The organism is Bacillus sp. FSL K6-0972 (assembly GCF_037976035.1).
GTDB lineage: Bacteria > Bacillota > Bacilli > Bacillales > Bacillaceae > Bacillus > Bacillus haynesii.
In genome coordinates, this window is the sequence record NZ_CP150260.1 from 2,032,581 (window position 1) to 2,051,847 (window position 19,267).

Consider the following 19,267-nt stretch of genomic DNA (forward strand, 5'->3'; position numbering starts at 1 on the left):
ATAAATGTCCTGAATTATCAGTAAATATTAAATAAAAGTACTATCCTACTATAGTAGCTGTTGCTCGTATTGTCAAAGGTTTAGTCGTATAAAAATTGCGTCATGCTCTTTCTTTGAAATTGATTTACAAGTTTGTTACAACATGTAAAAATAATAACGGAAAGGAAATTCACATTTGGGAGGTTGTAAAATGCCATTAGGGCCTGCAATCATTTCGGTATTAATAGTATTCGGCATCGTATATGTTATTATGAGAGCGGTAAGGAAATCTAATTGATGGCAGGACGCCTCGGCCTCGCTCCTTTGTCGCATATGCTGCTTCCCCGTTCGGTGCTCTGCTCTTTATTGAACAAGGAGGCATATAGAATGAAGCTGTTTGTCCATCCGCTCGGCTGAAATTGCCGGGTCATGCGGGGCAAAAGCTAAGAAAAAAGGCCAGTCAAATAAAATGACTGGCCTTTTTTGGGTTAAATATGATTTACAAAGTAGAGATATCAATCACGAATCGATAACGCACATCACTTGTGAGGACGCGCTCATACGCTTCATCTACTTGGTCAGCTCCGATGACCTCAATTTGCGGAGCTATGCTGTGTTCAGCAGCGAAATCAAGCATCTCTTGTGTCTCCCGTATGCCGCCGACAAGTGAACCTGCAATGCTGCGGCGACCCATAATTAAGGAAAACACACTGTACTGATCCCGTTCTGCCGGTGCGCCGACGTTAACAAGTGTTCCATCTACACGAAGAAGCGATAAATATGCATCAACGTCCAGATTGGCGGACACCGTGTTTAAAATGAGGTCAAAACGGCCGGCCAGTTCAGTGAATACGGAAAGTTTTTCCTTTTTATTCCAAGTTTAGGTTATCCGGAATGCGGACAACGAAATCTTCTTTGACCACTAGGAAGTCACCTTCTTCAAATTCTCGTTTTCTAATAATGGTTTCTTGGAGACACCAATCCTCACGAAAATAGAAAGATGAATGTAAATACATTGAAAATAAAGCTACCCGACCGACAAGGTTTTGGCAGGTGTAGGCATGCCGCCAAGCCGGACAGACCCAAAACGAGGTATTAGACTATCCGGCTTGTTCTTACTATTTTACCTGCCAAACCGCCGTCCCTGCCGTCCTAAGACGTTTTTTTGAATTCTAATGTAAGAGAGTAAGAGACGCTATGTGGGGTTTCGCCCCTGCCTGTTGTCTTTGACAGGCATTAATCCGAACAGACCAAAAACGTGATGCAAGACCCTTTGAAATCATTTTTTTAGCATGAATTTGTTGAAGCTCAAAACAGGTTATAGATGTCGGTCTCGAATGTAATATTTTGTAAATTAACCCTTGATTTTGAATTTGCAAGTGTTATCATGGTAATGATTCATAAAACAAAGGAGTGGTTTTGTGTTTAAAAAGTGTGTTGCTATGTTCTTAGGTGTCGTGCTGATTTTTTCAATGATTCCTTACGCATCAGCAGTAGAGGGGAAAGACAAATATGTTGTGGCAAAGGAAGTAATATTGAAAACTCAAGAAGAATTCATACAATCTATGAAAAAACTATCTCCTAAAAACGATGATGAAGCAGATGAATTTTCCACTCAATACTTCAAAGATAATCCGGTTAACGAAGAACACTTGATAAATTTTTAAAAAAAAGAAAAAACTGTGCTCCCTAATGCAACCTCCGGTGATACAATAGATATTGACAACTACATACAGAGTAATATTGATGAGGGAAACTTCAGTGAGCAAGATTTAGGAAATGGCATAAAACTTGTCCTTACTGATTCTCCAACCTATTTTATTACTTCAGTGAGCGAAACCCCAATTGATGAAAACAAGTTTCAGGTCAAGGCGAGGACAAAAGAACATAAGCTAGTTTACAGAGCAAAAAACATGTTTGGAATAGAATTGTTTAAGGTTCATAATGCCGCATATTTCACGTATGGCGGCAAATCTCCAAGAGCACATCAGACTTCTGCATATTATAAACGAGGGACAACATCGTTGTGGAGAGTTGAGAACTGGAAAAAAGGAACCAGAAGTGTTCCAGGCAATAAAGCGCAAGCCTATGCCGAAGGAAATTTTTTTACAGGATTCGCATTCAAGGGCTTTGATATTATTATACAGGAATGGCATATCACAAACACAATCACTTGTAATAACAAAGGAAAAGTTGAAAGAAGCGGGAGGGTGAAATAGTTTTGTTCAAGTCTAAGATTTTTGTTTGGGTGAGTAGTATAATCACAGGATTGCTTGCTCTAGTTCACTTGTGGAATATAGCTGTAATACCAGAACAAACAGCTATGGGGTATGTAAGTGTTATAACAGCAATCCTTGTAGTGAGTGTATTATATGGCATCGTAACAGGGGCAATTGCCTATTGGATATTTAACATAATCAAGTTTCTTTCAAAAAAATTCAGTCATTGATTAAAGGGATGCAGACTAAAAAATTTGCAGTCAAATAAAACAGAGAAAAAGCCGTCACCAGTTTACGCTGGAAACGGTTTTTTTTAGATTTGCAAAGAGAATGCCTTATAGACGGATAAACGACCTGCTTACATATCCCACCAAAAGGACTCGGGAAGCGAGTATTGTCCATTTAACAGAACCGTTTCGCCAATCGCTGGAGCGATCATGTTGGCGTCTTTTTTCTCGGCCTCTTTCAATGCGCGTTCAATCGGCTCTTTCCAGCCGTGGTATGCGAGGGTAAAGGCCCCCCAATGAATCAACATCATATTCTTTCCTTTTACATCTTTGTGGGCCTGTACAGATTGTTCAGGTGTCATATGAATCTCGGACCAGCGTCTGTCATACTGACCTCCCTCCATTAATGTCATATCGAAAGGGCCGTATTTTTTGCCGATTTCCTTAAAGTGTTCATCATATCCCCCGTCACCGCTCGTATAAAAACGCGTATGTTTTCCGAGGATGACCCAGCCGCCCCACAGGGTCGTATTTCGATTCAACATGCCTCTTCCGGAAAAGTGTTTCGACGGTGTCAAGGCTATTGTCAAACCTTGAAACCCCGTTTCATCCCACCAATTGAGTTCCGTGATTTTTTCTTTCTCAACTCCCCACCGAATCAAGTGTGTGCTGACTCCGTAAGGAACGAAGAAATGACCGGCCTTTTCCTTCAGCTTTAAGATGGATGGATAATCTAAGTGATCGTAATGATCATGTGTAATCAAGACGGCGTCAATCGGCGGCATATCGTTTACCATATGCAGGATGTTTTCGCTGTAGCGTCTGCTTCCGATAAATGATACGGGTGAAGCAATTGGGCCCAGCATAGGGTCTACGAGTATTTTTTTGCGATCGATGCTCAATAAAAAAGCGGAATGTCCAAACCATGTTAAGCTGTCTTCGTTACTTTTAACGATGTTCCAATCAATCTCAGAAACAGGGATTTGACCGGAAGGATTGCGCTCCTTGCCGCCGGAAACAGCGTCTCTCATCATCGAGAGAACCCCGGAGATTCCGCCCATATCCATCTTTGCCGGAGCTTGGTTGACAAATTTGCCATCGGCATAATTGTCAAAGCTTTGATACAGCTTTTTTTGTTCTTTGCTTGGATTGCCCCCAAACACGGGGTGTAAATTGATGAATAACAAAACAGCCGCGCATAATACGATGATAAAAATGAATAAAAACATCATGATTTTTTTCATTGTTCCTTCCTTTTTAGGATGATCTCTTGCTTCCTCTTATTCTACCGATTATACCTGCATCATCGCCAGTGTAACGCTGCTGGATATGATTATTGCCATCGTAGTTGGACACCACGCGCAACCAAACAATGAATAAAAATGTAAAGAACCCTCCGAATTTGGAGAGTTCTTTTTCATGGGCGATCATGTACCCACTACATGCGGAATGCAGCAATTATTTGATTTGCACCAATAAAAATGTGTATTTGGTGCCCTCCGGCTTGTTTTTCCAATAAATCGTTACCTCCGCATCTCCCTTTTGGCGTCCTTTATAGTCTACCGAGTTCAAGATCGGATTAGCAAATGCATGAAGAATAAAGGGATCATCGACCGCAACCTCTAAATCGTCGTTCGAAAATTCAATTTGAGGACCTCCATTTATACTGCCGCAATAGAAATGTGCACGGCCGGAACCGTCAATGCCGACAGTTTCGTCGTATACGGTGAGGATGTGAGTTGAGCATTCGCTTGGTTTAATGGTACCAACTGATGCAGCATTTACAGAGATGGCATGAAAGGACAGAATCGTCGCGAGGGCAATGGCAAGTGACAAGAAATACTTGCTTAATTTCCCGATCTTCATATTGTCAGCCTCCAACCAAATATTGTTAGTATACATATTCTCCAGATAGAAATATATACCTCTTCCATAAGACGCTTACAAAAAAAGAGCTGACATTAATGGTCAGCTCCCGCTTTTAAAACCGGACAGATTCAGAGGGTTGGAAAAACCGGTCCACCGCTTCATCGGTTACATCTGAAACGTGCCGGTACTTATAGTTCGGTGATTGATCACGGTCGATCAGGACGGACCTGACGCCTTCGAAGAAATCATTGTGCTTCAAAAAGTTCTTTGCCAGCACCAGATCCGTGGCAAAGCATTCTTCCAGTGTTTTTTGACGTCCGTCCGCCAGCTGTTTCAATGTGATTTTTAATGAAAATGGCGATTTGGAAAGCATCGTTTTTTTCACATTCGAGCTAAAGGTGCTTCCCTCGCTTTCGAGCGATTGAAGGATCTCTTCCAGCTTATCATACTTAAAATGACGGTCAATCGCTTGCTGATCACGGGCGAGCGTGCTCTCCTGGGAGGGCTCCGTTTTCGATTCGCGGATCAGCTGATCGAGCTTTTCTTCAACGCTTGCAAGGCGCCAATCGGTTTGTTCCACTGTTTGGAGCAATCGTTCTAAAGCGCCGCTCTCCATGTAGGCGTCTGCCCCATTGATATACAGCACGTCGGCTGCATGGATGACAGACGCTGTTAATCCAAGATACCGCCCTAAGCGGCCCGGGGCTTTGTTTAAAAAATAGGCTGCGCCGACATCCGGAAAGAAACCGATATTCATTTCAGGCATCGCCCATTTTGTCCTCTCCGTGACGATTCGGTGGCTGGCCCCGTATGTCAGGCCGACGCCTCCCCCCATGACGATCCCGTCCAAGCAGGCGATGATCGGTTTCGAAAATCGATGGACTGCCATATCGACTTCGTACTCTGTTTCAAAAAAGCGCTCGGCATCTTGCAGGGCCTGTTTTGACGAACGAGCTTCATAGAGTGCCTTAATATCCCCTCCGGCACATAGTCCTTTTGGTCCTGCACCTTTGATGACCACGATAGAAACGTTTTGATCTGTCTCCCACTCTTTTAACTTTTCACCAATCAGACGGACCATGTCGTATGTGAGTGAGTTGAGCGCTTTCGGGCGATTCAGAACAATCGCTGCGGCGCCGTTTTGATTGACGGAAAACAGCACTTCATCGGACATCTTGATCCACTCCTTTTATGAATGATGAAAGTCTGGTTTGCGCTTTTCGACAAATGCGTGAATTCCTTCTTTGGCATCTGAAGTGACAAACAGCTCGGCGAATCTGTTTCGCTCCCTCTCCAGTGCTTGTTCCATGCTTTCGCTGGCACCCTGTACGACACATTCGACGGCGCGCCTCACGCTGGTCATGCTTTTTCCTTCGATAAAGGACAAAGCGACACGTGCTGCCGTCTTCATCAGTTCCTCTCCCTTTACGGCCATCTGTGCAATTTTCAGCTCTACCGCCTCTTGAGCTGAAAGCGATCGGCCCGTCAGGATAAGGTCGAGTGCTGTAGCTGTGTCCGTTATGTTGCGAAGCCGCTGTGTACCACCAAACGCTGGAATCAAGCCGAGCTTTAATTCGGGAAGACCGACTGTTGCATCGTCTGATACGATTCTGAAGTGGCAGCTCATCGCGAGTTCCAGGCCTCCGCCAAGAGCCGGTCCGTTTATCGCCGCAATGACGGGTTTTTTGGAAGCTTCGATTTCATCGCAGAGCGCCTGGCCACCTTGTGCGAGCGCCAATCCTTGTTTTTGGTCCCCAAGTTTTGAAACGAATTCTTTAATATCCGCTCCCGCCACAAAAAAGCGGCCTTCTCCTGTGATAATGATCGCTTTTGTCTCCTCGTCACGGGCCAATTCCCGAAAAAGAGAACGCAATTCGGTGATACAGGAAGAAGAGAGTGTATTTGCCGGCGGATTGTTCAACGTGACGGTTGTGATGCCATGTTCTGTTTTAAGTGTGGCATATTTCAAGTTCAATATTGATCCCTCCCTGTTTAAATAAAAAAGGCCCCTCTGAAAAAAAATCAGTTGTGCATGAGAGGGAGCCTTATGTTCAAGATTAGAACCAGCGTTCGGTGACGACCTTTTTACGCGTGTAAAACTGGACGCCGTCCTTTCCGTTTGTCCCAAGATCTCCATAGAAAGAGGCTTTGTTCCCTGCGAAGGAGAAGAACGCCATCGGAGCCGGTACGTTGACATTGACGCCGATCATTCCGGCATCAATTTTATCGCGGAACTGCTGGGCGCTTTTCCCGCTCGATGTGTAGATGACAGCGCCGTTGGCAAACTTCGATTGATTGGCGAGCTCGATCCCCTCATCAAGGTCTTGTACACGGACAACGCTCAAGACCGGTGCGAAGATTTCGTCCTGCCAGATTTTCATCTCCGATGTCACATGATCGAAAATCGTGGCTCCCACAAAGTATCCTTCCTGAACATCCGGATTGCGGCCGTCCACGGCGAGTGCTGCCCCTTCTTTAATTCCTGTGTCGATATAGTCAAGGACGCGTTGTTTATGGACTTCGCGGATCAGCGGACCGACAAAGTGATCCTCGGATCTCCCGTCTCCTGTCTTCAGCTTCCGTGTTTCAGAGACGAGCATTTCCATGAAGTCATCGGCGATGTCATCAACCACCGCCGCAACGGAGCAGGCCATACAGCGTTCCCCGCTGCTTCCGAATGCCGCCCCGATGATGCCTTGAACCGACTTTTCAAGATGGCAATCCGGCATAACAATCGCATGGTTTTTAGCGCCGGCAAGCGCCTGAACGCGTTTCCCGTTAGCTGTGCCTGTTTGATACACATATTTTGCGACCGGTTCTGAACCAACGAAGGAGACGGCTTTAATATCATCGTTCTCCAATATTCCGTTTACAACATCCTTTCCTCCATGGACGAGGTTTAACACACCTTTTGGAAACCCGGCTTCATAGAACAGCTCAACAAGCTTCCCGGCAAGAATGGGAGTCCGTTCCGAAGGTTTCAGGACGAACGTGTTTCCGCAGGCGATGGCGAGCGGAAACATCCACAGAGGAACCATCATTGGAAAGTTAAACGGCGTAATACCGGCGACGACCCCTAAAGGATAGCGCCAAATCGATCCATCGATGCCCCCTGCTATTGTGGGCAGGGATTCTCCCATCATTAAAGTAGGTGTGGCTGTCGCAAGCTCAACAACTTCGATTCCTCGTTGCACTTCGCCTCGGGCGTCTTTTAACGTTTTGCCGTTTTCCGCCGTAATGATGTCTGCCAATTGTTCTTTTTGCTCTTGAAGAAGCTGCAAATATTTGTATAAAAGTCTTGCCCGATTGGGGACAGGCACAAGCGACCAGGTCTGATAAGCGTGCTTGGCAGCCTGCACGGCACGATCTACATCCGCTCTCACAGATAGAGGCGCATAAGCGATGACGTTTCCGTTTGCAGGATTGACGACTTCTTCAGATTCCGTACCTAGAGAATTCACCCATTTCCCGTCGATATGGTTCATCATTTTTTTTGCATTGGTTGTGATCATTTGCTTTCTCACCTCTCCTTACTGATAAGTTGTCTTTTGTTCGCTTATTTTTTTGTATAAAACAGACATATCTTTGTCGCCGTATCCGTTCTGATCGGCGTCTTCATAAATGCCGAAGAGAATCTTGCTCACCGGCAGTTCAACCTCGTTTTTCTCAGCCAAATCCAGTGCAAAGCCAAGGTCTTTCAGCAGCAGCTTCAAAGAAAAGCCAGGTTCATAGTTTTCATTCGCTATGAAACTTTTATAGTTGCGCTCATAGATCCGGCTCTGCCCATAGCTGACGTTCAGCATCTCAAACAATTGGTCGAGATCCAGATTGCTGTTTTTGGCAAGGTGCAGGGCTTCACTGACGCCTGCTGTATAAAAACCGATTAAGAGGTTGTTGATCAGCTTCGTATTCGTTCCGCTGTCGATGTTTTCGTTCACATGAAAAATATTCTCACCCAATGCGTTGAAAACAGGCAACGCTTTATTAAAAACGGACTTCGGACCCCCGACCATAAAGGTAAGCGTCCGGTTGACCGCCCCGATCACACCGCCGCTGACCGGCGCCGCAAGAAAATCGATCCCTTTTCTTTTCGCTCCCTCCGCAATCCGGATATTCAGTTCAGGAGCGACCGTGCTTGTATCGATCAGGAGGACGCCTGGTCCAGCCAGGTGTACGAGCCCCTTTTTCCCCAGAAAAACCTCCTCTGCAGCGTTTGATGAAGGAAGGCTTGTCAGGATGGCGTCACACTCATCAACCATCTTTTCAACTGAAATCCCGATTGTTCCCCCTGCATGATGCAAGGCCAATTCAGCTTCTTTGTTCAGGTCCGTTCCATACACCGTAAAGTTCTCCTGAAGCAAATTTTTAGACATGGGCAGACCCATATTGCCCAAACCGATAAATCCGATTTTTTTCACACAGTTTCCCTCCGATCACACCGTATATTTTTCATGAGCCGCTATTTTCTCTGCGATTTCGCGTTTTTGAGCAAACAGATTGCTGAAAAGGGGCAAAGGAAGGCTGCGAGCCTCTTCAAATGCGAGCTTTCTTTCGGCTTCATCAGATGCTATGCCTGATAAGGCGGTCACCGCCATCTCTTCGATTCTGCGGAAGCCTTCTTCACAAATGACGTTCGTCATCATTTCTTTCAACCGTGCTTTTTCGCTTCCGCTTCTTTGGAGTGCTTTTTCAGTCCGGCGGGCGACGGATTCCATCACATAGATTTCTTTTTTCATGTCGGCGAGAAGCCGGGCGTATTCCTGCTCCTCCTGAATGTTCACGCGAGAGCGTATAAGCGCTTTTAATGTTTTGCCGAAAAGCCTGTTGGACAGCTGAATAAACCGCCGGTTTCGGTTCCCCTTGCTGCTTAATTGAGCTTCCTGCTCTGAGATGCCGTTTTGCTGCGCTTCTTTCATCATCAGTTTGGCGATCGTCAAGCGGTTTATCTCGTTTGTCCCCTCAAAAATCCGGCTGATCCGTGCATCCCGGTACAATCGTTCGACTTCGTACTCCTGCATGTATCCGTAGCCGCCATGAATCTGCACCGCCTCGTCTGCAATCCGGTCGAGTATTTCGGAACAGTGAACTTTATTGATCGCACATTCGGATGCATAGTTTGCCAGTTCTCTCAGTCTATCGTCTAATGGCTCAGCCGAATCTAAAACATTGTCCAAGCCATCTGCCGTTCTGTAAGCAGCGCTTTCCGCGCCGAAAATCGAAATCGCCATGTCGGCAATCTTTTCTTGAATCATTGAAAAACCGATGATCGGCTTGTGAAATTGTTTGCGTTGTTTAGCGTAGCTAACGGCAAGGTTCAATGCTTGTTTTGCCATTCCAATGTTCGAAAACGCGAGCTTTAAGCGGGCCATGTTTAAAATGTTCAATGCGACATGATGTCCTTTCCCGACATGACCTAGAACATTGTTGCTCGGCACCTCGACTTCCTCCAGGATTAAGGTTGCTGTCGAAGACCCTTTGATTCCCATCTTCTTCTCTTCAGGTCCGATGGAAACGCCTTTAAACGAACGTTCGACGATAAATGCTGTCATGCCTTCCGCCGTTTTTGCAAAGACAACATATACATCAGCTACTTGCGCGTTCGTAATCCATTGTTTTTCCCCATTTAAAATCCAGGCTGTTCCATCCCCATTCAAGACGGCCGTTGTCTTTGCGTTTAAAGCATCCGAACCTGCGCCCGGCTCTGTCAGAGCATATGCTCCGATCCATTCGCCTGATGCCAGTTTCGAAAGGTATTTTCGTTTTTGTTCTTCTGTTCCATAATAAATATACGGCAATGTCCCGACTCCCGCATGAATATTAAAGGAGACGCTGAACGATCCGCCGGCTCCCATTTTCTCTGCGACTAACCCGGAAAGCTTCTTGCTGAGTGAAAGGCCGCCGTATTCCTCCGGAACTTCGATACTGAGTAAGCCGAGCTCTCCCGCTTTTTGAAACAATTTTTTCACGCTTTCGTGATCCTGCTGATCGATCGATTCAAGAAGGGGCATGACTTCGTTTTTGACAAATGATTCTGTCGTTTTTGAAATCAGTTGCTCTTCCTCTGTGAAATCTTCCGGCGTAAATCCTTCAGCAGCCGATTCGTGTTGAGAAATCAAGGGTTCATTCCATCGAAGTTTTGCTTTCCCCATTGCTTTCCTCCTCGCTTCCGCTAAATAGAGTGATAAACCGAGATAAAAAGACGATGAATCCGCTTACATTTTTCCTGATACGAATCATCGTCAATTTTCTCATCCAGATAAGGACCAACCAATTATGAAGGGCACGGTTGTTTCGGTCATTTAGCAGGCTTTTCTTTTGCCTGTCGCCGGAACATAGAACCGCTTTTTGTTTCATGAAGCAGCTGTTCCGCGAAAAGCCCTGGGCAGTGCAGCTGATGTTTAAGATATGAAGCTTTTAATATCAGCTTATCAAATAATTGGAAGATTTCCAAATGTTTTTTTGGTTTACTCTATTTTACTTGTGAAGCTTGGGAATATGCATTGTCAGCCTTGTGGTGAACGCGTTTTGGCAAGCCGGCATTCTTTTTTCGCAAAAATAAAACAGACCATCGTTTTGATGGTCTGTTCAGAAAGGGTACCATTGATCGCTTATTCGATTGACAAGCTTGAAACGATACATTCTGCATGGCCGGCGAGCGTAAATTCTCCAAAGCCCGCAGGCAGTAGCATGTGATCTCCTTTTTTAAAAGAAAAGTCATGGCCGCCAGCCGCGATGCGCCCTTCCCCTTCTATAGCGCTGACAAGAAGAAACGGTTTATCCTGTTTGAAACAGGCCGATCCTTTTACATTCCATTTTTCTACTGAGAAATATGGACACTCAATCAGTGCGGCAGTCTTGACAGCACCCGATGTTTCATATTGAACAGTTTCGCGATCAGGCGAAGACGGGACATCGATCACTTCTATGCTTTTTTGCAAATGGAGCTCGCGCAGGTTTCCTTCAGCATCTTTTCTGTCATAATCATATAGTCTGTAGGTTGTGTCTGAATTCTGCTGCGTCTCCAAAATCAAAATGCCTTTTCCGATCGCATGGACGGTTCCGCTCGGCACATAGAAGAAATCTCCCGGCTTCACTTTGACGCGGCGCAAAAGCTCATTCCATTTTCCGTGTTCGATCATTGAGACCATTTCTTCGCGCGTCTTGGCATGGTGGCCGTAAATGATCTCCGCATCTTCTTTGCAATCAATGATATACCAGCATTCCGTTTTTCCAAGCTCCCCGTTTTCGTGCAGCTTTGCATATTCATCGTTTGGATGCACTTGTACGGATAGGTCTTGGTCGGCGTCCAAAATTTTTGTCAGAAGAGGAAAGCGGTCTCCCTTTATATGTCCGAATAAATGACGGTGTTCATTCCATAATTCGCTGAGTGTGAGCCCTTTATACAAGCCGTTTTTTACGACGCTTTGTCCATTTTGATGTGCGGCGAAAGCCCAGCACTCCCCCGTTTGTTCTGATGGAATCTCATAGCCGAAAGAGGCTAAAGCTGTGCCGCCCCATATTCTTTCTTTAAAAACAGGCTCGAAAAATAATGGTTCAGTCATGACAGGCGTCCCCCTTTTTTAGATGATTTCATCCAGAAGTTTGTATGCTTCTTCTTTTGTTTGGGCAGAGAGAAGCTTGTCCCGGTAGGTGTCATCCATCAGTTTTCTGGAGAGCATTTGCAGAAGCTTCAGATGCTCGTTTCCTCCGCTTTCTTTCGGGACGGCGATCATAAAAATCAGTTTGGCGTCAGTTCCGTCAAGACTCTTCCAGTCGACGCCCGAACGTTTAATGCCGAATGCTACACTCGGCTTCTTGACGGCGTCAGACTTCCCGTGCGGGATCGCGATATTCATGCCGATCGCCGTTGTCCCCTCTTGTTCGCGATTCATGATCGCTTGTTTAAATTCGCTTTCCGAATGCAGTGCGCCTTTCCGGGCCAATTTTTGAATCATTTCATCGATAATGTCGTCTCTCGTATCCCCTGATAAATGCGGTTCGATCAGTTCCGTATCGATGATGTCTGTGAGCTTTTTGATTTCCGGCATGTCGGATTTTTTGCTTTTTGCTTCGATTTCGATGTTCGGCTGCGGAATGTCATTCGCTGCAGCAGCTTCACTTACTCCTGCGGGTGCAGCTGTGACCTCTTTTTTGAGCACATTGACCAAAAGAGCGGTGACCAGAGATCCGGCAATAACGGCGATAAAGAACATCAACACATGATCGACAGCGCCAAGCACCGCTACGATCGGTCCGCCGTGGGCGACTCTGTCCCCTACATGACCGATCATGGCGATCACGGAACCTGTCATTGAACCCGCCATAATACTTGGTATGACGCGAAGCGGGTCCTGTGCAGCAAACGGTATAGCGCCTTCAGTAATGCCGAATAATCCCATTGTAAATGCTGCTTTTCCCATTTCTCTTTCTTGCGCCTGAAATTTTCTTTTTCCTAAAAACGTTGCAATGCCAAGCCCGATCGGAGGAATACAAATGGCAACGGCGATCGGACCCATAATTTCATAGTTTCCTTCACCGATCATGGCAGAACCAAACAAGAATGCCACTTTATTGACGGGGCCGCCCATATCAAACGAAATCATCGCCCCTAAAATTAATGCCAGAAGAATCGAGCTTGAGCCCTGCATACCAGCCAGCCAAACCGTCAATGATTCAAAGATTTGCGCGACAGGCGCGCCGATCAGCAATACGAACGCCAAGCCGACAATGAGCGAGGAAACCACCGGGATCACGATGATTGGCATGATCGGCTGAATGGCTTTTGGCACTTTTAATTTTTTGATGGCCAGTGCTGCATATCCGGCTAAAAAGCCCGCGATAATGCCACCGAGGAACCCTGCACCGCTCCCGCTTCCGTAAAAGCTTCCCGTCGCTGCAATATATCCGCCGATCATTCCCGGCACAAGCCCCGGTTTATCCGCGATGCTGTAGGCAATATAACCGGCTAAAATCGGGATCATGAATGAGAATGAGGCAGCTCCGATTTGCTCAATCGTTTTCCAAAAAGAATCATCAGGGATCACTAACCCTTTCGGCGTCTTTTCACCCCCAAGCGTCAATGCGACCGCAATCAATAATCCGCCGACGACAATGAAAGGAACCATAAACGATACACCGTTCATTAAATGCCGGTAAATCGGATTTTGCTTTTTCTCAGTTTGAGCGGAAGCTTCCGTTTTCGCAGCCGGACGATAGACAGGTATATCGCCATTGATCGCTTTTTGTATCAATTCTTCCGGTTTTCGGATGCCTTCCTGAACACCGACAGCCAGAAGTTTTTTTCCTATAAAACGGTCTTTGTTGACCGAGCGGTCTGCGGCAATAATAATCGCGTCTGCCTCGCGGATTTCCTGCTCGGTCAGCTCATTTTCCACCCCGATGCCGCCTTGTGTTTCGACTTTCATTTGAACGCCCATTCGCTCGGCCGCTTTTTGCAAATTTTCCGCAGCCATATACGTATGGGCAATTCCGTTTGGACATGATGTAATCGCTAACAGTTTCATGCGAATCCTCCTTCTGAAACTAAAGTAATGAGCAGCTCTTGTCATTACTTTATAATAAAAACCCGTGTGTAAAAGCGTTGTTTTTTACCGCAGTCTCCGGAAAAATCGGCTTTATTTCCTATAAATAAAAAAGCAGGGCGCCGCCCCGCTTTTAATAATCCAAATAAGATAAGAATTTCATCACATTTGTTTCTTTCGTCAGCTTTTGGATGAAAGCCGGTTGCTCGCTTAAGCTGGACAGCTCTTGAAACAATTGTTTTGTCATGTTTTGATCCTCGTGTTTGACAGCGAGCATAAAGACGAGCGATACTTTTTCAGAGCCCCAGTCAAGCGGCTCTTTTAATGTGGCGATCGCAATGGCTGATTGTTTAATCAATTTGGCGTTCGCGTGAGGAATGGCGATGCCCGCTCCGATGTTTGTCGCCGACATTTTTTCTCTCATGACTGCGTGTACAGCATATTCTTTTTCTACATAGCCTTTCTCGTACAAAGCCATTGCCAGCTGTTCAATCAGCTTGTAGCGGTGTTCTGACTCCTGCTGCAGGAAGACGAGGAAAGGAGTCGTGTCATTCAGCACTTTAAACGTTTTTTGTGTTTGCCGGGACGATTCACCGAGCTGATTCATAAAAGCGGCGAGCTTTTTCTCATCGGCCGACTCGAGCAGCGGTGATACAACGATATGGGGAATTGATAAATCCTCCAGACTGACTGTTGATATCACAAGCTCGATATCTTCATGTTGTGAAGTATAGTCCGCCAAATCAGCTTTCGCGATGCAGTCCATCACGGCAATTTGGTGGAATTTCCGTTCAATTTTTGTCCGCAGCAGCTGTGACATCCCGATGCCCATGTGACAGACGATGATCGCTTTTTTATGCTTGTCTTTTCCATAGCTGAAGCGTTCGATCGCCGCTTGGAAATGCAATGTCAGATAGGCGGCTTCTTCCTCGGGAATCGAAAGTGAAAACGTTTGGTTGATGTCTTCAAGGACATCAATGACAATATGAAACAGATAAGGGTACATTTTTTTGATATCGTTGAGCATTGGATTTGATACGGAAAGGTCATAGTTCAGCCGGTTTAAAACGGTATTAAGGTGAATTTTCAATCCGTTGATCAAAACCCGGTCCTCGCGGAAATCCATCATTTTCAACTCTGATACGCGTTTGATTAAATATTCGACAACCTTTGGAAGCAAAGGGTTTTCCAGTCCGCTCTCCCCTTCTTTCCGCAATGGGTAACGGACTTTCCCGCCTAATATATGCAATGTTAAATAGACGGCCTCTTCTTCAGGAAAGCGGATCGCAAAAACCGCTTCAAGCCGTTTTAAACATGCAAACGTCCACTGAAATTCTTTTTTCTTTTTGACTGCATCTATTTCCCCCGGCGAAATGGTAATCGGCTGTTTCATTTTGATGCGGCGGATCATCAGCAGTGTATGCAACAGTAAATTTTCGAACGTTTCATCAGTGAAATATAAAGAATGGCGCTTTTGCAATGATCTGATTTCGTTTTTAACAAATTCCACTTCATGGCTTAAAAATTGGCTTTTAATAAATCGGCTTGTAAACTCCGGGTTGTCAATCAACTCCGAGATGCGCGCCAGCGCTTTTCTCTTATTTTTTTCACTTCCTTCGATCTTTAAACCGAGGCGCTGCTTGGACACCAGTGTGAGGCCAAACCGCTGGAGCCAACCTTCGATTTGATTCAAATCCCTTTTGATGGAAGATTTATTTAAGAAGTGCTCGGCAGCCATTTCTTTTGCAGAAACCGGCTTTGGATTCATTAATAACTGATAAGCGATTTGCAGCATTCTTTCTTCATTAGATTGCTGCTTTGCGGCGTGATGTTCGGTATATAATTGCCGGCTTAAACGGGCCCTTTCATGATCTTCGATATTCAAATAAACGCCCAGTCCCGGTTTGCGAATCAATTGAGCATGAGAATGCTGATTGAGATAATCTTCAATCGTTTTCAGATCATTTCTGATCGTTTTTTCAGAACACTTTACCCTGTCTGCGAAATCTTGTACGACTAAATAGTCATCAGGTTCAGATAACAACAGATTCAGAATGTCTTTTTGCCTCGTATTCATATCTTTCTCACCTGTTTTTCTATCCTTCCCGTCAGTTTCACTTAAAAGAAATGATAGTATAAGTATACTACATACGTAACCGTTTACATTATACAATGAAATAAAAGGGCCAAAAGTTTCGTTTTTTACCGAAACTTCCGGAAAAAATGCTTTTATCAACTCGGAATTTTTTCTTTTATAGGAATTTTTTATAATAGATGATAGTGAGGGGAAGTAAAACAGCTGTACGGTTCTGAAACGGAAAAAGGATCAGCAGAGCTGCTCCCGCCGATCCTTAAACATTAAAATTCTCTTTTATTATAAAAGCTGAGCGATATCGCATATGAAACGGAGATCATCACGAGCAGTACACCAACCAAAAGGATGAATGTACCCGCATTTGACATTTCGCTTAGAAAAGCCGTTAGTTTTTGGCTCAATGCAAGGTTCTCCCCCGCATCTATAAATTTAAAAAAGGCAGTCCCTCCAAATATAATGGCGAAAAATATAATGATATTCGCCATTTTGGACTTCAAATAGCCGTACTTAAAAATCAGCGGAAATGAGATCGAGCTAAATAAAGTGACTGCCACTACAGCACCCATGGCCCCTGAAAATGTCAATGGGAAATCAAGCGGCAAGTGCAGCAAATGTCCGATCGCATTGATCAAAGTATAGAAGAGAATGGCATAAGCCGTATAGACATAAACCGATACATATTTCGATAAAACGATGATGTTTCTTTTAATAGGCAAGCTGATCAGGATTTTATCACTGTTGTTTTTGTCTTCTAAGGAGCTTGCGCCTAATGCCAGCTGATACGTGACAGCCAAAACTGCGACTGTATATCCGACAAGCTCAAGCTGCGACAATGTAAAAGTGAAAAAAATCATCAATAACAGCGATAGCTTCATTGCCCTTTTCTGCATTAAAATATCTTTTTTAATTAGATGATACATGTTGATCACTCCTGCCGGTTGAAAATACCAGAATATCTTCCAAAGTCGGTTTTTCTATCATGACGGAATCCCCGAAATGCTGAACGACTTTTCGCTTATCTCTGGAGAGCGCTTCAAAACCATAGCGGTTTTTCTTGATGCCGATTAAGGCGTCTTCGTTCCCTTTGCGCAGCGTATCGAGGTCTCCTTTTACAATGCAGTACTCTTCCAACAGCTCATCCTTTGTCTTGCTCAACACGAGCCGGCCGTTATGAATGAAAGTGATATAGTCCGCTACTTTTTCTAAATCAGAGGTAATATGCGTCGAAAAGAAAATCGACTTGTTTTCGTCCTGCAGCAATGTTTGCAGCACGTCAAGGAGCTCGGACCTGACAAGAGGATCGAGTCCTGATGTCGGTTCATCCATGATCAATAATTCGGCATGATGGGATAGTGCGACCGCCAGTGAGAATTTCATCTTCATCCCTTTTGACAAGTTTTTGATCTGTTTGTTTAAAGGGAGCTGGAAGTCTTTTGCGTACCGCTGAAAAACAGCCTCGTCCCACTTTTTGTAAAACGGTCTGATGATTCCTTTCATTTCGTTCGGCGTCAGTTCTTCGTAAAAATGATTTTCATCGTATACAAAGCCGATTCTCTGCTTGATCTCTATATTGTGCTTTTCATTGTTGAGACCGAAAATGCTGATGTCCCCCTCGTCTTTTTTAATCAGGTTCATGATCAGCTTGATGGTCGTGCTTTTTCCGGCTCCGTTCGGGCCGATAAAACCCATAATATACCCTTTTTCAAGCGAGAAGTTGATGTTTTCTAAAGAGAAATCTTGATAATGTTTTGTTACATTTTTTAATTCCAGTATGCTGGTCACTTTTACCACTCCTCATAAACCAGTTTGAGCATCTCTTGGAGTTCCTCGTATGTTAAGCCGATTTGTTTCGCTTCAGCGACGGCATCTGCTATGTGTTCTTCAATCAATTTGACTTTTGTTTCTCGAAGCATGTCTTTGTTGATGGCTGCAACATACGAGCCCTTTCCCGCGACTGTGACGATAAACCCTTCTCTTTCCAGCTCGTCATAGGCTCTTTTTGTTGTAATCACGCTGATTTTAAGCTCTTTGGCTAGGTTTCTGATCGAAGGGAGCGCCTCAGACTCCGAGAGTTCTCCCTTGACGATTTGATCTTTTAATTGGTTGACGATCTGCAAATAAATCGGTTCATCAGATGAATTTGAAATGATGATATTCAAAGCATAACATCCCTCTATTCGTTATAACTGTATATATACAATATAAACAGTTATAACACTGTTGTCAAACAATCACAAAACAATGCATATTATTTGCGATGGTTTTGTATTACGTAGCAGCAGAAAACCTCCTGTTTCCTGCATGGCAGATCATACAAAATGTTGTTTATCTTCTTCTTTGTAAGAAGGAAAAGTTGAAATAATAAATCCCAATTTCTCAATGTGACACAGAGAAATTGGGATTTTTATCAGTGTTGAAAATCAGCTTTTTGGAGCTAACCCCCTTAGTTATACTCCAGAATAGGCGGAGAATCCTCCATCGACCGGTATGATGGTTCCAGTGACAAATCGCGAGGCTTTATCGCTTACCAACCATAATAACGTTCCGATTAGATCTTCCGGAACCCCAAATCTATCCAACGGCGTCTGATTGATAATTTTTTGTGCTCGCTCCGTATACGTTCCATCTTCATTTAGTAATAGGCTTCTATTTTGGGCAGTAAGAAAAAAGCCTGGGGCAATGGCGTTAACACGAATTCCGACTTTTGACATATGCACGGCAAGCCATTGGGTAAAGTTACTTACGGCCGCTTTTGCACCGCTGTAGGCGGGAATTTTCGTCAGCGGCGTATAGGCGTTCATGGATGAGATGTTAACGATGACACTTCCGTCGTGATCAGCCATGTCTTTTGCAAATACTTGAGTGGTTAACAGTGTGCCAAGAAAGTTTAAATCAAATACGGACCTTACACCCTCTATTTCTAAATCAAAAAACGTAGTCAATTCTTTAGTATTCAAGTCTTTTTTATATAAATATTCTTTATCTGTTGTTCCCTTTGGATGGTTGCCGCCTGCACCGTTAATTAGAATATTGCATCTGCCGAAGGTTCTGTTAATTAGTTGTTTCGCTTGTTCAAGGCTTTGTTTATCAAGGACGTTTGCTGTAAGGGCAAGTGCTTCGCCTCCGTTTTCTTGGATCTCTTTCGCTACTCTGTCTGCCGATTCAGCTCTTCGGCTGACTACAGCTACTTTTGCCCCGCATTGAGCCAATGCTTTAGCGAAACAGCTGCATAAAATACCGCCTCCCCCTGTCACTACAGCCACCTTATCTTTCAAGTTTACATGAAAAGGAATCTGCACATTCATCCCTCGTCTCTGCATTTTAGTTAGTGCTTGT

Annotated in this window: 16 protein-coding genes and 1 pseudogene; 2 read left to right on the forward strand and 15 right to left on the reverse strand. The window is 44.7% G+C overall.

The genetic code is table 11. From position 1 onward, the window contains the following. Window positions 1-478: 478 nt before the first annotated feature. Window positions 479-829 (reverse strand): annotated as a pseudogene (locus tag MKX80_RS10370) (zinc-binding dehydrogenase); the annotation flags it as partial. A 571-nt stretch (window positions 830-1,400) separates the two neighbouring features. Here MKX80_RS10370 and MKX80_RS10375 point away from each other — a divergent pair. Both MKX80_RS10375 and MKX80_RS10380 read left to right on the forward strand, forming a co-directional pair. Continuing rightward, entirely contained in the window at window positions 1,401-1,646 is a 246-nt protein-coding gene (locus tag MKX80_RS10375; RefSeq protein WP_154995056.1) for a hypothetical protein, read from the forward strand. Window positions 1,647-1,661: 15 nt separating this feature from the next. Continuing rightward, window positions 1,662-2,198, forward strand: a complete 537-nt coding sequence (locus MKX80_RS10380) for a hypothetical protein (RefSeq protein WP_154995054.1) — start codon at window positions 1,662-1,664, stop codon at window positions 2,196-2,198. Between the two features lie 358 nt (window positions 2,199-2,556). On the opposite strand, the gene MKX80_RS10385 is transcribed toward MKX80_RS10380, so the two are convergent. The 14 genes from MKX80_RS10385 to MKX80_RS10450 form a co-directional block, all read right to left on the reverse strand. Then, the gene (locus MKX80_RS10385; RefSeq protein WP_154995181.1) at window positions 2,557-3,657 is read right to left on the reverse strand and encodes an MBL fold metallo-hydrolase; all 1,101 of its coding nucleotides are present in this window, start codon (window positions 3,655-3,657) and stop codon (window positions 2,557-2,559) included. A gap of 226 nt (window positions 3,658-3,883) precedes the next feature. Then, window positions 3,884-4,291: a hypothetical protein gene (locus MKX80_RS10390; protein WP_244958283.1), complete on the reverse strand. Its 408-nt coding sequence runs from the start codon at window positions 4,289-4,291 to the stop codon at window positions 3,884-3,886. A gap of 115 nt (window positions 4,292-4,406) precedes the next feature. Next, window positions 4,407-5,468: an enoyl-CoA hydratase/isomerase family protein gene (locus MKX80_RS10395; RefSeq protein ID WP_268343199.1), complete on the reverse strand. Its 1,062-nt coding sequence runs from the start codon at window positions 5,466-5,468 to the stop codon at window positions 4,407-4,409. 15 nt (window positions 5,469-5,483) lie between these two features. After that, window positions 5,484-6,269, reverse strand: a complete 786-nt coding sequence (locus tag MKX80_RS10400; protein ID WP_154995050.1) for an enoyl-CoA hydratase-related protein — start codon at window positions 6,267-6,269, stop codon at window positions 5,484-5,486. Window positions 6,270-6,351: 82 nt separating this feature from the next. Then, complete coding sequence (locus MKX80_RS10405) at window positions 6,352-7,806, reverse strand: CoA-acylating methylmalonate-semialdehyde dehydrogenase (protein ID WP_182070596.1); 1,455 nt, start codon at window positions 7,804-7,806, stop codon at window positions 6,352-6,354. 18 nt (window positions 7,807-7,824) lie between these two features. Continuing rightward, entirely contained in the window at window positions 7,825-8,712 is an 888-nt protein-coding gene (locus MKX80_RS10410) for an NAD(P)-dependent oxidoreductase (RefSeq protein WP_268324019.1), read from the reverse strand. A 15-nt stretch (window positions 8,713-8,727) separates the two neighbouring features. After that, on the reverse strand, window positions 8,728-10,443 hold the full coding sequence (locus tag MKX80_RS10415; RefSeq protein WP_268332861.1) for an acyl-CoA dehydrogenase family protein: 1,716 nt from the start codon (window positions 10,441-10,443) through the stop codon (window positions 8,728-8,730). 459 nt (window positions 10,444-10,902) lie between these two features. Continuing rightward, on the reverse strand, window positions 10,903-11,856 hold the full coding sequence (gene manA / locus MKX80_RS10420) for a mannose-6-phosphate isomerase, class I (RefSeq protein WP_268310451.1): 954 nt from the start codon (window positions 11,854-11,856) through the stop codon (window positions 10,903-10,905). 18 nt (window positions 11,857-11,874) lie between these two features. Then, window positions 11,875-13,818, reverse strand: coding sequence for a PTS fructose transporter subunit IIABC (locus MKX80_RS10425; protein ID WP_182070593.1), 1,944 nt, complete (start codon window positions 13,816-13,818; stop codon window positions 11,875-11,877). A 151-nt stretch (window positions 13,819-13,969) separates the two neighbouring features. Next, the gene (locus MKX80_RS10430; RefSeq protein WP_268310449.1) at window positions 13,970-15,913 is read right to left on the reverse strand and encodes a BglG family transcription antiterminator; all 1,944 of its coding nucleotides are present in this window, start codon (window positions 15,911-15,913) and stop codon (window positions 13,970-13,972) included. 281 nt (window positions 15,914-16,194) lie between these two features. Continuing rightward, window positions 16,195-16,851, reverse strand: coding sequence for an ABC-2 transporter permease (locus MKX80_RS10435; protein WP_154995420.1), 657 nt, complete (start codon window positions 16,849-16,851; stop codon window positions 16,195-16,197). Continuing rightward, a complete protein-coding gene (locus MKX80_RS10440) occupies window positions 16,835-17,713 on the reverse strand; it encodes an ABC transporter ATP-binding protein (protein ID WP_154995422.1) in 879 nt (292 codons plus the stop codon). Before MKX80_RS10440 ends, MKX80_RS10435 begins: the two co-directional genes overlap by 17 nt. 2 nt (window positions 17,714-17,715) lie before the next feature. Then, a complete protein-coding gene (locus MKX80_RS10445) occupies window positions 17,716-18,090 on the reverse strand; it encodes a GntR family transcriptional regulator (protein WP_154995424.1) in 375 nt (124 codons plus the stop codon). Between the two features lie 288 nt (window positions 18,091-18,378). Then, window positions 18,379-19,230, reverse strand: a complete 852-nt coding sequence (locus MKX80_RS10450; protein ID WP_044790253.1) for an SDR family oxidoreductase — start codon at window positions 19,228-19,230, stop codon at window positions 18,379-18,381. Window positions 19,231-19,267: the final 37 nt, after the last annotated feature.